Here is a 14,326-nt window from a genome sequence, read left to right on the forward strand (position 1 = left end):
GCCACCCCTTCCCAACTTCCGGAAAAGAGAACCCGAATGAGCGCCATCGTTGACATCGTCGGCCGAGAGATCCTGGATTCGCGTGGCAATCCCACCGTGGAATGCGACGTGCTGCTGGAGTCCGGCACCATGGGCCGCGCGGCCGTGCCCTCGGGCGCGTCCACCGGCAGCCGCGAGGCCATCGAGCTGCGTGACGGCGACAAGGGCCGCTACCTGGGCAAGGGCGTGCTCAAGGCGGTGGAGCACATCAACACCGAGATCAGCGAGGCCGTGCTGGGCCTGGACGCCTCGGAGCAGGCTTTCCTGGACAAGACCCTGATCGACCTGGACGGCAGCGACAACAAGAGCCGCCTGGGCGCCAACGCCATGCTGGCCGTCTCCATGGCCGTGGCGCGCGCCGCCGCGGAAGAGTCGGGCCTGCCGCTGTACCGCTACTTCGGCGGCATGGGCGGCATGCAGCTGCCGGTGCCCATGATGAACGTGGTCAACGGCGGCGCGCATGCCAACAACAACCTGGACCTGCAGGAGCTGATGATCATCCCGGTGGGCGCGCCCAGCTTCCGCGAGGCCGTGCGCTGGGGCGCCGAGGTGTTCCACGCGCTCAAGAAGATCATCCACGACCAGGGCATGAGCGTGGCCGTGGGCGACGAGGGCGGCTTCGCCCCCAACGTGGCCAACCACGAGGCCGCCATCCAGATGATCCTGCAGGCCGTCGAGGCCGCCGGCTACCAGCCGGGCGAGCAGATCGCCCTGGGGCTGGACTGCGCGGCCAGCGAGTTCTACAAGGACGGCAAGTACCACGTCGAGGCCGAAGGCCTGCAGCTCGCCGCGCCCGAGTGGGCCAACGTGCTGGCTACCTGGGTGAACAAGTACCCCATCATCAGCATCGAGGACGGCATGGCCGAGGGCGACTGGGACGGCTGGAAGCTGCTGACCGACCTGCTGGGCAAGCGGGTGCAGCTGGTGGGCGACGACCTGTTCGTCACCAACACCAAGATCCTGAAGGAAGGCATCGACAAGAAGATCGCCAACTCCATCCTGATCAAGATCAACCAGATCGGCACCCTGACCGAGACCTTCGCCGCCATCGAGATGGCCAAGCGCGCGGGCTACACCGCCGTCATCAGCCACCGCTCGGGCGAGACCGAGGACAGCACCATCGCCGACATCGCGGTGGGCACCAACGCCGGCCAGATCAAGACCGGCTCGCTGTCGCGCTCGGACCGCATGGCCAAGTACAACCAGCTGCTGCGCATCGAGGAAGACCTGGGCGACATCGCCAGCTATCCCGGCCGCGCCGCCTTCTACAACATCAAGTAGATCCGGCGAACCGACGCACATGGCCCACCGAGCCGTCCCCGCCGTGCTGATCGCGCTGCTGCTGGTGTTCCATGCGCAGCTGTGGTTCGGCCGGGGCAGCGTGGGCGAGGTGGCGCAGATGCAGCGCAAGCTGGAGGCGCAGAAGGCCGCCAACCTGCTGGCCCTGCAGGCCAACGAGCGACTGGCCTCCGAGGTGCGCGACCTCAAGGAAGGCCTGGAGATGGTGGAGGAGAAGGCCCGCACCGAGCTGGGCATGGTCAAGCCCAACGAGATCTTCGTGAACCTGGGCCCGCAGAAGTGAGATGAAGATCGCCTTGCTGGGCGCCGAGAGCACCGGCAAGACGCGGCTGTCGCACGCCCTGGCCGAGCGCCTGCGCGAACGCGGCCTGCGCGTGGCGGTGGTGGCGGAAGTGCTGCGCGAGTGGTGCGAACGCGAGGGCCGCATGCCCCGGCCCGAGGAGCAGCTGCCCATCGCGCAGGAGCAGGAGCGCCGCGTCGACCAGGCCGCCGCGGGTGCCGGCATCGTGATCGCCGACACCACGGCCTTGATGGTGGCCATCCATGGCGCCCTGCTGTTTCCCGACCACCCCCTCTACCGCTTCGCAGTGGAGCGCCAGCGCGGCTATGACCTGACCCTGGTCATGGGACTGGATCTGCCCTGGGTGGCCGACGGGTTGCAGCGCGCCGGCGCGCATGCGCGCGAACCTGTCGACGCGCTGGTGCGCGAGCTGCTCGGGCGCGAGAAGATCGCCTACACGGTGGTCTACGGGCAGGGCGCGCAGCGCGCCTGCGCGGCGCTGGCCGCCATCGATGCCACCGCGCCTGGTCGAGGGGCCGCGGCGCCGGAACACCGGCCCTGGCAGTGGTCCTGCGCGCACTGCGGCGACGCCTCGTGCGAGCACCGCCTGTTCACGCGTTTCCGACAGGGTTGAAGCCAGCTTCCCCGCAGCAAGCTCAGGTGTTGGCCTACAGGCAGGCCGCGGTGCGGGCGCCTACCCTTCAGGCACTTCAACAGCGGGAGTCCCGATGAAGTTCAGCCCCATCCCGGGCGGCGGTGGCAAGCCCATCGAACGTGCCCAAGTCAAGACCGAGCAGATCCAGCAGACGCTGCTGGTGGCCGGCGCCGAGCTGCACCTGACCAACACGGCACTCGACCGTTGCCTGCCTCACAGCGTGCGCCATGGCGACGTGGGCCGTGCCCTGGTGCAGAACGCCGCGATCGAGGAGAAGGTGCAGGAGGCGGCCGAGGACCTGGCGGAAGTCACCGAATTGCTGCACGAGGAAGCCGCCGAGCGGCGCCGCCTCGAGCGCCAGCTGCAGGCCGTCCAGGGCGGCCGCGGCTGAACCCCCGAGCTTATGAGCATCGCCGTCCTGCTGGTCGAAGACATGAAACAGATCCGCGGCGTGGTCGCGGACCTGCTGGCCAGCCTCGGCGATTTCCAGGTGGTGGGCGAGGCAGCCACCGAGGCCGAGGCCAAGCTCTGGCTGGAGGAGCACCCCGGCGCCTGGGACCTGGCCATCGTCGACCTGATCCTGGAGCAGGGCACCGGCATGGGCGTGGTGTCCAAGTGCCGCGAGCGGCCCGGCGCCGGCAAGGTGGTGGTGTTCAGCGACTACGCCACGCCCGGCATCCGCCAGCACTGCCTGCAGCTGGGCGCCGACCAGGTGTTCCAGAAGAACAGCGACGTGCCGGCCTTCATCGCCTACTGCTCGTCGCTGGCCGGCCCCGGCGCGGCACCGGCTACTGCACGGCGGATGTGACCGGCGGCTGGTCGCCCGGCGCGGCGAACAGCTGGGCCGCGTCCACCGCATCGAAGCGGTACTGCAGGCCGCAGAAGTCGCATCCCACCTCGATGTCGCCGCGCTCGGCCACGATGCTCTCGGCCTCCTCGCGGCCCAGCCCGCGGATCATGTTGGCCACGCGCTCGCGGCTGCAGGTGCAGGCGAAGCGCGGCACCTCGGCCGGGAAGCGCAGCACCTTCTCCTCCCAGAACAGCCGGCGCAGGATGGTGTCCACGTCCAGCTCCAGCAGCTCCTCGCGCTTGAGGCTGGCGGCCAGGATGGCGATGCGGTTGTAGTGCTCGTTCAGGCCGATCTCGTCCTCGTTGGCCTTGGACACCATGGAGCCGGCCAGGTTGCCCTCGCCTTCCAGCGGCAGGCGCTGGATCAGCAGGCCGGCGGCCACCTTCTCGTCGGCGGCCAGCACCAGCGTGGTGTCCAGCTGCTCGGACTGCAGCATGTAGTGCTCCAGCACCTCGGACAGGCGGCCGAGCTTCTCGCGCCGGTCGCCGTGCAGCGGCACCACGCCCTGGTAGGGCTGCTGGCCCGGGAACTTGTCCTTGGGGTCCAGCGTGATGGCGCAGCGGCCCTGGTTGTTCAGGTTGACCAGCTCGGGCAGGCGCGCATCCACCGGCACGTCGCCCACCACCTTGGCGGTGGCGCGCAGGCTCAGGTCGGGCTGGACCTCGGCCACCGCCACCTTGACCGGCCCGTCGCCGAAGATCTGCAGGATCAGCGCGCCGTTGAACTTGATGTTGGACTGCATCAGTGCGCCGGCCGCGGCCATCTCGCCCAGCAGTTCGGCCACCGGCGGTGCCCAGGGCCCGGTGGCGGTGTTGGCCTCCCGGCGCGCCAGGATCTCGGTCCAGGCGCCGGTCAGCCGCACGATGATGCCGCGCACCGGCAGCCCGTCGAACAGGAACTTGTGCAGCTCGCTCAAAAACGTGTCCTCGTCGCGCTGCGCGCCTTCAGGCGATCTTCTTCAGCCCGCGGGCGTAGCGGCGCGCGTTGCCCACGTAGTGCTCGGCGCTTTGCGCCAGCTTCTGCGCGGCGGCCTGGTCCAGGGTGCGCACCACCTTGGCCGGCGCGCCCAGGATCAGCGAGTTGTCGGGGAACTCCTTGTCCTCGGTCACCACGCTGCCGGCGCCCACGATGCAGTTGCGCCCGATCCGCGCGCCGTTGAGCACCACGGCCTGGATGCCGATCAGCGAGTTGTCGCCGATGGTGCAGCCGTGCACCATGACCTGGTGGCCGATGGTCACGTTCTCGCCGATGGTCAGGGGCTTGCCGACGTCGGCGTGCAGCACCGAACCGTCCTGCACGTTGCTGTTGCGGCCGACGCGGATGGTCTCGGTGTCGCCGCGGATCACGGCGCCGAACCACACGCTGGCGTTGTCGCCCAGCTCCACCGCGCCGATCACCTGGGCGCTGTCGGCGACCCAGGCGCCCTCCCCCAGCTGCGGCGCCTTGCCGTCGAGTTCGTAGATGGCCATCGGAATAATCGTCCTGCGATGCAAACCTAGAATTGTAGGTATGGAGCTCCGACAACAGGCTCTGCAGGCCCTGTGCATCGCCGATCCCGAGGAAAAGGTGGCCGCGGCCCGTGCATTGGCCGGGCAGGCAGCCCTGCTCCCGCTGGCAGCCGTGGCCCCGGTGGCTGCGGCGGATGCCGTCCCCGGCCGTCCCGCGCGGCCGCCGCTGGTGCATCCCGCGCGCGTGCCGCGCCGCTCGCCCCACAAGCCCGAGGGGCTGGCGGCCCTGCTGCACGCCATCGCCCACATCGAGTTCAACGCCATCAACCTGGCGCTGGACGCGGCCTGGCGCTGGGGCGGCCTGCCGCGCCGGTTCCACCTGGACTGGCTGCGGGTGGCGGCCGAGGAGGCGCACCACTTCAGCCTGCTGCAGGCGCAGCTGGCTTCGCTGGGCCATGCCTACGGCGACTTCGCCGCGCACGACAATCTGTGGGCCATGTGCACCCGCACCCAGGACGACGTGCTCGCGCGCATGGCCCTGGTGCCGCGCACGCTGGAGGCGCGCGGGCTGGATGCCACGCCGCAGATCCAGGACAAGCTGCGGCAGGTGGGCACGCCCGCCGCGCTGCGCGCCGTCGGCATCCTGGACATCATCCTGCGCGATGAGGTGGGCCACGTGGCGATCGGCAACCGCTGGTACCGCTGGCTGTGCGAGCGCGAAGGCCTGGACCCGGTGGCCCACTACCCGGTGCTGGCGCAACGCCACGACGCGCCCCGCCTGCACCCGCCCTTCAACGAGGCCGCGCGCCGCAGCGCCGGCTTCACCGAGGAAGAGCTGGCGCGGCTGGAGCCCTAGCCGCGGCGCGCGGCCCTGTCCGACAGACGCCACGCCCTGTCAACGTAGAGTGGTGGCACGACCGGGAGCACCCATGTTCAAGCGCATCCTTGTTCCCCTGGACGGCAGCGAGCCGTCGCAGCACGCGCTGGCCATCGCCATCGGCCTGGCCCGCGCCAACGCAGGGCAACTGCGGCTGATCCACATGATCGACCATGCGACCTACCTGGCCGGCTACGACCCGTCCGGCGGTTCGTCGGCCCAGCTGTTCGGCGCGCTGCAGGACAGCGCCCGCCAGATCGTGGCCGGGGCCGAGGCTTCGGCCCGGCAGGAGGGTGTGGCCGCCGACGGGGTCGTCGTGGATGGCCTGGGCGTGCGCCTGGGGGATGCCGTGGCCAAGGCGGCCTCGGAGTGGGGCGCCGACCTGATCGTGGTGGGCACGCACGGCCGCCGTGGTCCCAGCCGGCTGCTGCTGGGCAGCGGCGCCGAGCAGATCATCCGGCTGTCGCCCATGCCGGTGCTGGTGACGCGGGTGCCCGAGCCGGCGTCCAAGTCTGCGTAGCGGTTCTCCGCGCGGCGCGGCAGGCGGTGCCCGGTCGGGACGGCAGGGGCAAGCACAGCCGCGCGTCAGACCAAGGCTCAGCGCGAGACTGCCCACAACAGTCGTCTTGGGTGTCCTACAAGTTATGCCATGCACCATATGGGTGAATGCGTGACCCGCCAGTTGCGGGATCCACGAACCCAAGGAGATCTTATGAAACAACACCTCGGCCGCCTGGGTGCGGCCGTCCTGCTGGTCGGCACCGCCATGGGCGCGTTCGCCTCCAGCCACCGCGAGGCACCGTTCACCTCGTTCCAGCGCCACATCGACGGCACCGACCTGTACATGTTCCGCAGCTACGAGCCCGGCCGCGAGGGCTTCGTGACCGTCATCGCCAACTACATCCCGTTCCAGGATCCGCAGGGCGGGCCGAACTTCTACATGTTCGATCCCAACGCGCTGTACGAGATCCACATCGACAACAACGGCGACGCGAAGGAAGACCTGAGCTTCCAGTTCAGGTTCACCAACACCCCCAAGGACACGGCCCTCAACGTCGGCGGCAAGGCCGTCAAGATCCCGCTGATCAACAGCAACACCATCAGCGGCGTCAACCCGGCCAGCCTCAACGTGCGCGAGACCTACACCGTGGACCTGGTGCGCGGCGACCGGCGCAGCGGCACCCGCGCCGGCAAGCTCACCAACGCCGCCGGCGGTGCGGACACCTTCGACAAGCCGGTCGACAACATCGGCGAGAAGACCTTCTCCAACAACTATGCCGGGTACGCCAACCAGCACATCTACAACGTCAACGTTCCCGGCTGCGGCACGCCGGCCCGCGTGTTCGTGGGCCAGCGCAAGGAGCCGTTCTTCATCGCCGTCGGCAAGACCTTCGACCTGATCAACCTCAATCCCCTGGGCCCCGAGGTCGGCGGCAACAACAACGACCTGGAGGCGAAGAACGTCAGCACCATCGCCATGGAGCTGCCCATCGCCTGCCTGACCGCGGGCAACGAGCCGGTGATCGGCGCCTACACCACGGCCAGCGTGCGCCAGGGCCGCCTGATCGACGGCTCGCCGGCGACCGGCCTGAACAAGGCCAGCCGCGAGGGCGGCCCGTGGGCCCAGGTCTCGCGCCTGGGCATGCCGCTGGTCAACGAGGTGGTGATCGGCATGACCGACAAGGACAAGTTCAACGCCTCCCGGCCCACCGGCGACGCGCAGTTCCTGGACTACGTCACCAACCCGACGCTGCCGGCGCTGATCCAGACGCTGTACCCCAGCGCGCCGGCGCCCACCAAGTTCCCGCGCACCGACCTGGTGGCCGCCTTCCTCACCGGCATCCAGGGCCTGAACAAGCCGGCCAACGTGGTGCCTTCGGAGATGCTGCGGCTCAACACCTCGATCGCGCCGACGGCTGCCGGTGCGCAGAACGTGATGGGCGTGGCCGGCGGTGACAACGCCGGCTTCCCGAACGGCCGCCGCCCCGCCGACGACGTGGTCGACATCGAGCTGCGCGTGGCCATGGGCGCGCTGTGCCACCTCACCGGTCCCACCGATACCTTGCAGGTGGGCTGCGCGGCGGCCGACGCGCCGGCCGGCAACGCGGCGATCACGGACGGCGTGCGCAAGACGCCGGCCGACTACGCCACCACCTTCCCCTACCTGAGGGCGCCCATCCCGGGCAACTTCAACCCGCCCGCTCCCGCCGGCGTGACCACCCCGTGATGGCAGGAGCAAGCACCATGCGCGCAATCAAGGGAATAGGCATGCTGCTGGTCCTGCTCGGCGGCACCGCCCTGCTCGGCGCCTGCGGCGGCGACGGGGATGACGACAACGCCGGCACGGGCGGTGGCGGCACCACGACCACCAGCTCCAACGAGCTGCCGGTCTCGGCCACGGCCAGCTCCAGCGGCCTGATCGCCTACCTGAACGAGCTGATCGCCAACCGCACCGACGAGACCTCGGAGCCCATCCGACTGGGCAACGCGGTCCTGCCCACCGACGATGCCGCCGAGCCGGCCGCCGTGACGCGCTGACGCGCACGGCATCCACCCGCCACCACCCGCCCGGCGTTCAGCCGCGCGGGTGGTGTTTTTCGTGCAGCTGCTTGAGCCGCTCGCGCGCCACGTGGGTGTAGAGGGTGGTGGTGGAGATGTCCGCATGCCCCAGCAGCATCTGCACCGCGCGCAGGTCGGCGCCGTGGTTGAGCAGGTGCGTGGCGAAGGCGTGGCGCAGCGTGTGGGGGGACAGCGGCGCGGTGATGCCGGCGGTGCGCGCGTGCTTCTTGACGATCACCCAGAACATGGCGCGCGTCATGCCCTGGCCGCGCGCGGTGACGAACAGGTCCTCGGTCTGCTGCCCGTCCAGGATGGCCGCCCTGGCCTCGCGCAGGAAGCGCACCAGCCAGTCGCGCGCCACCTCGCCGAACGGCACCAGGCGCTCCTTGCCGCCCTTGCCCATGACGCGCAGCACGTGCTCGCCCAGGCCGACGTTCAGCGTCTTGAGCGTGACCAGCTCGCTCACGCGCAGGCCGCTGGCGTACATCAGCTCCAGCATGGCGCGGTCGCGCAGGCCCAGCGGCGTGTCCACGTCCGGCGCGGCCAGCAGCGCCTCGACCTGGGCCTGCGTCAGCGTGCGCGGCACGCGCAGCGGCCGCTTGGCCGGCTCCAGCTTGAGCGTGGGGTCGGCCTGCACGATGCGCTCGCGCAGCGCCCAGCGGAAATAGCGCTTGAACACCGCCAGCCGGCGGTTGGCCGAGGTGGCCTTGGTCTGCGCGTGGCGCGCCGCGAAGTAGGCGTGCAGGTCGGCTTCGGTGGTGGCCGGCAGCGCGCGGCCCTGCGCCTCGCGCAGCCAGGCGGCGTACAGGGCCAGGTCGCGCCGGTAGGCCTGCAGGGTGTTCCTGGCCAGGCCCTCCTCCAGCCAGAGGGCGTCGATGAAAGCGTCGACCGACGCGTCGGGCCTCAATCCAGCTTCAGCTTGGCGGCGTCGACCACCTTCTTGTACACCTCGTACTCGGCCTGGATCTGCTGCGCGAACTGGGCCGGCGTGTTGCCGATGACGATGGAGCCGGTGTCCTCGATGCGCTTGCGCACGGCCGGGTCCTGCAGCGCCGTCATCACGCCGCCGTGCACCTTGTCCACCACCTCCTTGGGCAGGCCCTTGGGCCCGTAGATGCCGTAGTAGGCCAGGCGGTTCACCGGCTCCAGGCCCACCTCCTTGAAGGTCGGCACGTTGGGCAGCTCCTTCAGGCGCTGCGGCGCGGCCACCACGATGGGCACCAGCCGGCCGTCCTTGATGAAGGGCAGCGCCGAAGGCAGGTTGTCGAAGATCATGGGCACCTGGCCCGCGACCGTGTCGTTGAGCGCCGGGCCGGCGCCGCGGTACGGGATGTGGGTGACGAAGGTGCCCGACAGGTTCTTGTACAGCTCCATCTGCAGGTGGCCGATGCCGCCCGTGCCCGAGGACGAGTAGGAGTACCGGCCCGGGTTGCTCTTGAGCACCTCGACGAAGGTCTTGTAGTCCTTGGCCGGGAAGCTGGGATGCACCGCGATGATGTTGGGCGTGGCCGCGATGTTGATGATGGGCGTGAAGTCGGTAACGGGGTTGTAGGGGATCTTGGGGTTGATCGCCGGGTTGGCCGCCGTGGTGGACACCGTGGCCACGCCCAGCGAGTAGCCGTCCGGCGCGGCGCGCGCGGTCTCGCTGGCGCCGATGACGCCGCCGGCGCCGGCCTTGTTCTCCACCACCACGCTCTGGCCCAGCGCCTTGCCCAGCGGATCGGCGATCACGCGGGCGATGATGTCGGTGGTGCCGCCCGGCGCGAAGGGAACCTGCAGCTTGACCGGCTTGTTCGGGTAACCCTGGGCCAGCGCGGGGCCCGCGGCGGCGGCCAGCGCGGCGGCGGACAGGGCGATCCAGTGACGGCGTTTCATGAATTCTCCTTGTGAGGGGCTGAGCGAAAAGAGCGAGCATCCTAAAGGCAGATGGATGGGGGCGCGCCGCTGGAATACACATAAGGGAGAACCCCAGGGTCTTGCACTATGCTCGGCCGGTGAACTTTGCCCAGCTGCTGTTCCCTGATTTCTCCCTGATCCTGTGCGGCTGGCTGGTGTGCCGCTACACCGCGCTCAACCGCACCGTGTGGGAGCAGGTCGAGAGCCTGGTCTACTACTTTCTTTTTCCGGTCCTGCTGTTCCAGTCCATCGTGCGCAGCCCGCTGGACCTGGGCGCGGCCTCCAGCCTGATCGCGGCCGGGCTGCTGATGGGGATGGCGGGCATAGCCCTGGCGTACTCGCTGCCGGCCCTGCCCTGGATCGGTGCGCGCATCGACCGGCGCGACCACGCGGGCGCGGCCCAGATCGCCTTCCGTTTCAACTCCTTCATCGCGCTGGCGCTGGCCGAGCGGCTGGCCGGCCCGCAGGGCCTGCTGCAGATCGCCGTGCTCATCGGCGTGTGCGTGCCGCTGTTCAACGTGGGCGCGGTCTGGCCCATGGCGCGGCACTCGGGCACGGGCTTCGGTGCGGCGCTGCTGCGCAACCCGCTGATCGTGGCCACCGCCCTGGGCATGGCGACCAACCTGGCAGGCTTGCAGATTCCTGACTGGCTCACGCCGACGGTGAACCGCATAGGCGCCGCTTCGCTGGCGCTGGGCCTGATGGCCGCCGGGGCCGGCATGCAGTTCGGCTCGCTCGCGCAGGGCAAGGTGCTGGCGGCCTCGGTGCTGGCCATCCGCCACCTGCTGCTGCCCCTGGTGGCCTGGGTGCTGGCGCGCCTGTTGCGGCTGGATGCCACGCAGTCCACCATGCTGCTGGCCTTCTCGGCGCTGCCCGCGGCCTCCAGTGCCTACGTGCTGGCCGCCCGCATGGGCTACAACGGCGCCTACGTCGCCGCGCTGGTCACCCTGTCCACGCTGCTGGCCATGGCCAGCCTGCCGTTCGCCCTCGGCGTGCTGCTTCAGCGTTGAGCCTGCTGCGCCAGCGCCCAGGCCACGTGCTCGCGCACCAGGGCGCTGGGGTGGTCCTGCCGTGCGGCCAGCGCGGCGCGCATGGCGGCATCGTCCTGCAGCGCCAGCGCGTTGCCCAGCGCCACCGCCAGGTTGCGCAACCAGCGCTCGTGCCCGATGCGGCGGATGGCGCTGCCCTCGGTGCGGCGCAGGAACTCTTCCTCGCTCCAGCCGAACAGCTCGGCCAGGGCGCTGCCGGCCAGGCCTTCGCGCGCGTCGAAGTCCGGCAGGGGGCTGCGCCGCGCGAACTTGTTCCAAGGACAGGCCAGCTGGCAGTCGTCGCAGCCGTAGATGCGGTTGCCCATCAGCGGGCGCAGCTCGGCGGGGATGGGACCGGCGTGCTCGATGGTGAGGTAGGAGATGCAGCGGCGGGCATCCAGCCGGCCGGGCGCGACGATGGCCCGCGTGGGGCACAGGTCCATGCAGGCGCTGCAGCGGCCGCAATGCGCCTGCACCGGCGCGCTGGGCGGCAGCGCCAGGTCCAGGTAGATCTCGCCCAGGAAGAACATGGAGCCGGCCTCGCGGTCCAGCAGCAGGGTGTGCTTGCCGCGCCAGCCCTGGCCGCTGCGCGCCGCCAGCTCGGCCTCCAGCACCGGGGCCGAATCGGTGAACACGCGGTGGCCGAAAGGCCCCACGGCCTGCGCGATGCGGTCGGCCAGCTTCTGCAGGCGCGCGCGCAGCACCTTGTGGTAGTCGCGGCCGCGCGCATAGAGCGAGACCACGGCCTCGCCCGGGCGGCGCAGGCGCTCCCACTCCACGGCCCGCCAGCCGTCGGGCGTGGCCGCGGGCAGGTAGTCCATGCGGGCGGTAAGCACGCTGACCGTGCCGGGCACCAGCTCGGCAGGACGCGCCCGCTTGAGGCCATGGGCCGCCATGTAGGCCATCTCGCCGTGGAAACCCTGTTCCAGCCACGCCACAAGACCTGGCTCAGCAGAGGAAAGGTCGACGCCGGCGATGCCGATTTGGGAGAATCCCAGCTCACGGGCCCAGTGCCCGATCTGGGCCACCAGCCAAGGACCGTCGAACTGAGCACCGTTGATCGTCACTTGCCGATTGTAGGAAGCCCCCTCCCGCTTGAATGGTCGAGCGAGGACGACACCCTCGCCTTCGCGCAGGCATTGGCCGGCCGGCCCGCGCTGCGCGACGCCTTCATCGAGCTGCGCGGCGACCTGGGCGCGGGCAAGACCACCTTCGTGCGGCACCTGCTGCGCGCGCTGGGCGTGCAGGGCCGCATCAAGAGCCCCACTTATGCGGTGGTGGAGCCGCACGAGGCGCAGGGCCTGCCGATCTGGCACTTCGACTTCTACCGCTTCAGCGACCCGCGCGAGTGGGAGGACGCCGGCTTTCGCGAGGTGTTCGCCGGCCCCGGCCTCAAGCTCGCCGAATGGCCCGACAAGGCCGCCGGCCTGCTGCCGCGGGCCGACCTGGTGCTGCGCATCGAGGTGCGGACGGACGGCTCGCGCGAGGTCACGGCCACGCCGCAGAGCGGCATCGGCAGGGAGCTGCTAACGTGACGCTCTCGCGGCGCGAGCTGCTGCACGGCGGCGCCCTGGTGCTGCTGCTCGGCGCCCACCAGATCGCCCGCGGGGCCAGCATCATGGCGGTGCGCATCTGGCCGGCGCCCGACTACTCGCGCGTCACCATCGAGTCGGACGGCAAGCTGCGCTCCAGGCAGATCGTGGTGACCAGCCCGCCGCGGCTGGCGGTGGACATCGAGGGCATCGAGCTCAACCCCGCCCTGCGCGAGCTGGTGGCCCAGGTCCAGGCCGACGATCCGTACATCGCCGGCATCCGCGTGGGGCAGTTCTCGCCCGACGTGGTGCGGCTGGTGATCGACCTCAAGCAGGCCGCCCTGCCCCAGGTGTTCAACCTGCCGCCGGTGGCCGCCTACCAGCACCGGCTGGTGCTGGACTTCTACCCGCAGCAGCCGGTGGACCCGCTGGAGACGCTGATCGCGCAGCAGATGAAGGAGAACGCCTGGGGCAGCGCGCCGCCGTCGGGGACGGTGGCGGACCCGCTGGACGAACTGATCGCCCGCCAGGGCCAGCGGCCGCCGACGGCGGGGACCGGGCGGTCCGGCGGGTCCAAGCCCTCCGGCGGCGACAAGACCGACCGGCTGATCATCATCGCCCTGGACCCGGGCCATGGCGGCGAGGACCCGGGCGCCATCGGCCCCGGCGGCACGCGCGAGAAGGACGTGGTGCTGCAGGTGGCGCAGCGGCTGCAGGCGCGCATCAACGCCTCCAGCGTGGGCGGCAACCCGATGCGGGCCTTCCTCACCCGCGACGCCGACTTCTTCGTGCCGCTGCAGGTGCGGGTGCAGAAGGCGCGCCGGGTGCAGGCCGACCTGTTCGTCAGCATCCATGCGGACGCCTTCATCACGCCCAGCGCACGCGGCGCCAGCGTGTTCGCCCTCAGCCACAACGGCGCCTCGAGCACGGCGGCGCGCTGGCTGGCCGACAAGGAGAACCGGGCCGACCTGATCGGCGGCCTGAACGTCAAGTCGCAGGACGCGCAGGTGGCACGGGCCCTGCTGGACATGAGCACCACCGCCCAGATCAACGACAGCCTCAAGCTGGGCCATGCCATGCTGGGCGAGATCGGCAACGTCGGCCGGCTGCACAAGCCGCGCGTCGAGCAGGCCGGCTTCGCCGTGCTCAAGGCGCCCGACATCCCCAGCGTGCTGGTGGAGACCGCCTTCATCAGCAACCCCGAGGAAGAAGCCAAGCTGCGCAGCCGGGCCTACCAGGACGAGCTGGCCGACGCCCTGATGCGCGGCATCCTGCGCTACTTCGCGGCCAATCCGCCGCTGGCGCGCAGCCGGCCGCTCTGACGGAGCCTGGCAGGCGTCGCCCCTGGCGCTCACAGACCAGCTTGGCGCGCAGAGGTCTTGAAGACCTTTCGAGCGAAGCAACGCCCCAGCGCGGCAGGCGGTGCCCGGGCGGGGCGATTTCTGGCGCGGCGGGACGGCTCTTCGGCCTGGGGCTGCGCGCCGCCTGTGCGGCGCGCCTCGTGATCTGACTCGCGGCATCTGTCTGAACGCAGCGCCCTTCGGGCGCGCAGTGAGTTATGCCGCGGCCCCAGGCCGAAGAGAACGGCCCGCGAAGTCCGTGCGCAGCACGGACCGCCACAGCATGAGCCCCGGCCGGGCACCGCCTGCCGCGCCGCGCGGAGCTATGCAACCAACAGTGCCCGCAGAGCCTCAATCCGCCGTCAAACCCTCCTCCCCCCGGCCGACAGGTACGGACGCGCGGTTCCTACACCCGAGCAGACCGGTATTTCCTAGAGTGAAGGCATAGGCAGTCCGCGCCTTCTGCGGACGCAACATCCAAAAGGTGAACCGTATGAATCGCAAGCTTCTCGCGGCCGTTGCG

At 70.4% G+C, this 14,326-nt stretch carries 17 protein-coding genes; 12 read left to right on the forward strand and 5 right to left on the reverse strand.

The window, feature by feature from the left end; translation table 11 throughout:
- Positions 1-36 precede the first annotated feature (36 nt).
- The 5 genes from eno (at position 37) to RTA_RS13225 (ending at position 3,081) form a co-directional block, all read left to right on the forward strand.
- Entirely contained in the window at positions 37-1,320 is a 1,284-nt protein-coding gene (gene eno / locus RTA_RS13205) for a phosphopyruvate hydratase (RefSeq protein ID WP_013901913.1), read from the forward strand.
- A 19-nt stretch (positions 1,321-1,339) separates the two neighbouring features.
- Entirely contained in the window at positions 1,340-1,621 is a 282-nt protein-coding gene (locus tag RTA_RS13210) for a septum formation initiator family protein (protein WP_041675561.1), read from the forward strand.
- A 1-nt stretch (position 1,622) separates the two neighbouring features.
- Positions 1,623-2,252, forward strand: a complete 630-nt coding sequence (locus RTA_RS13215; protein WP_013901915.1) for an AAA family ATPase — start codon at positions 1,623-1,625, stop codon at positions 2,250-2,252.
- Between the two features lie 94 nt (positions 2,253-2,346).
- Positions 2,347-2,664, forward strand: a complete 318-nt coding sequence (locus tag RTA_RS13220; protein WP_013901916.1) for a hypothetical protein — start codon at positions 2,347-2,349, stop codon at positions 2,662-2,664.
- A 12-nt stretch (positions 2,665-2,676) separates the two neighbouring features.
- The gene (locus RTA_RS13225) at positions 2,677-3,081 is read left to right on the forward strand and encodes a response regulator (protein ID WP_013901917.1); all 405 of its coding nucleotides are present in this window, start codon (positions 2,677-2,679) and stop codon (positions 3,079-3,081) included.
- Here the strand turns inward: RTA_RS13225 and hslO are convergent.
- Positions 3,062-4,039 carry an Hsp33 family molecular chaperone HslO gene (gene hslO, locus RTA_RS13230; protein WP_013901918.1) on the reverse strand — a complete coding sequence of 326 codons (978 nt, stop codon included), beginning with the start codon at positions 4,037-4,039 and terminating at the stop codon, positions 3,062-3,064. The genes RTA_RS13225 and hslO overlap by 20 nt on opposite strands.
- A 28-nt stretch (positions 4,040-4,067) precedes the next feature.
- Positions 4,068-4,592: a gamma carbonic anhydrase family protein gene (locus RTA_RS13235; RefSeq protein WP_013901919.1), complete on the reverse strand. Its 525-nt coding sequence runs from the start codon at positions 4,590-4,592 to the stop codon at positions 4,068-4,070.
- A 40-nt stretch (positions 4,593-4,632) separates the two neighbouring features.
- Here RTA_RS13235 and RTA_RS13240 point away from each other — a divergent pair, with 40 nt between their 5' ends.
- The 4 genes from RTA_RS13240 (at position 4,633) to RTA_RS13255 (ending at position 7,986) form a co-directional block, all read left to right on the forward strand.
- Positions 4,633-5,427 (forward strand): ferritin-like domain-containing protein, encoded by a 795-nt coding sequence (locus tag RTA_RS13240; protein ID WP_041675564.1) that lies wholly within the window; start codon positions 4,633-4,635, stop codon positions 5,425-5,427.
- 73 nt (positions 5,428-5,500) lie between these two features.
- Positions 5,501-5,968 carry a universal stress protein gene (locus RTA_RS13245; protein ID WP_013901921.1) on the forward strand — a complete coding sequence of 156 codons (468 nt, stop codon included), beginning with the start codon at positions 5,501-5,503 and terminating at the stop codon, positions 5,966-5,968.
- 192 nt (positions 5,969-6,160) lie between these two features.
- Positions 6,161-7,675: a DUF4331 domain-containing protein gene (locus RTA_RS13250; protein WP_013901922.1), complete on the forward strand. Its 1,515-nt coding sequence runs from the start codon at positions 6,161-6,163 to the stop codon at positions 7,673-7,675.
- 17 nt (positions 7,676-7,692) lie between these two features.
- On the forward strand, positions 7,693-7,986 hold the full coding sequence (locus RTA_RS13255; protein ID WP_013901923.1) for a hypothetical protein: 294 nt from the start codon (positions 7,693-7,695) through the stop codon (positions 7,984-7,986).
- Positions 7,987-8,023: 37 nt separating this feature from the next.
- Here RTA_RS13255 and xerD read toward each other — a convergent pair whose 3' ends face one another.
- The gene (xerD, locus tag RTA_RS21230; protein ID WP_013901924.1) at positions 8,024-8,914 is read right to left on the reverse strand and encodes a site-specific tyrosine recombinase XerD; all 891 of its coding nucleotides are present in this window, start codon (positions 8,912-8,914) and stop codon (positions 8,024-8,026) included.
- A complete protein-coding gene (locus tag RTA_RS21235; RefSeq protein ID WP_013901925.1) occupies positions 8,911-9,882 on the reverse strand; it encodes a tripartite tricarboxylate transporter substrate binding protein BugE in 972 nt (323 codons plus the stop codon). The genes xerD and RTA_RS21235 overlap by 4 nt, the downstream gene beginning before the upstream one ends.
- Before the next feature lie 119 nt (positions 9,883-10,001).
- On the opposite strand from RTA_RS21235, the gene RTA_RS13270 reads away from it, so the two are divergent.
- Positions 10,002-10,913 carry an AEC family transporter gene (locus RTA_RS13270; protein WP_041675569.1) on the forward strand — a complete coding sequence of 304 codons (912 nt, stop codon included), beginning with the start codon at positions 10,002-10,004 and terminating at the stop codon, positions 10,911-10,913.
- Here the strand turns inward: RTA_RS13270 and queG are convergent.
- Positions 10,904-11,998 carry a tRNA epoxyqueuosine(34) reductase QueG gene (queG, locus tag RTA_RS13275; RefSeq protein WP_081466276.1) on the reverse strand — a complete coding sequence of 365 codons (1,095 nt, stop codon included), beginning with the start codon at positions 11,996-11,998 and terminating at the stop codon, positions 10,904-10,906. The genes RTA_RS13270 and queG overlap by 10 nt on opposite strands.
- Between queG and tsaE the strand changes: the two genes are divergently transcribed.
- Positions 11,999-12,466: a tRNA (adenosine(37)-N6)-threonylcarbamoyltransferase complex ATPase subunit type 1 TsaE gene (gene tsaE, locus RTA_RS13280; RefSeq protein WP_226986075.1), complete on the forward strand. Its 468-nt coding sequence runs from the start codon at positions 11,999-12,001 to the stop codon at positions 12,464-12,466.
- Positions 12,463-13,785: an N-acetylmuramoyl-L-alanine amidase gene (locus tag RTA_RS13285; protein ID WP_013901929.1), complete on the forward strand. Its 1,323-nt coding sequence runs from the start codon at positions 12,463-12,465 to the stop codon at positions 13,783-13,785. The genes tsaE and RTA_RS13285 overlap by 4 nt, the downstream gene beginning before the upstream one ends.
- Positions 13,786-14,326 lie beyond the last annotated feature (541 nt).

Source organism: Ramlibacter tataouinensis TTB310 (assembly GCF_000215705.1).
Lineage (GTDB): Bacteria > Pseudomonadota > Gammaproteobacteria > Burkholderiales > Burkholderiaceae_C > Ramlibacter > Ramlibacter tataouinensis.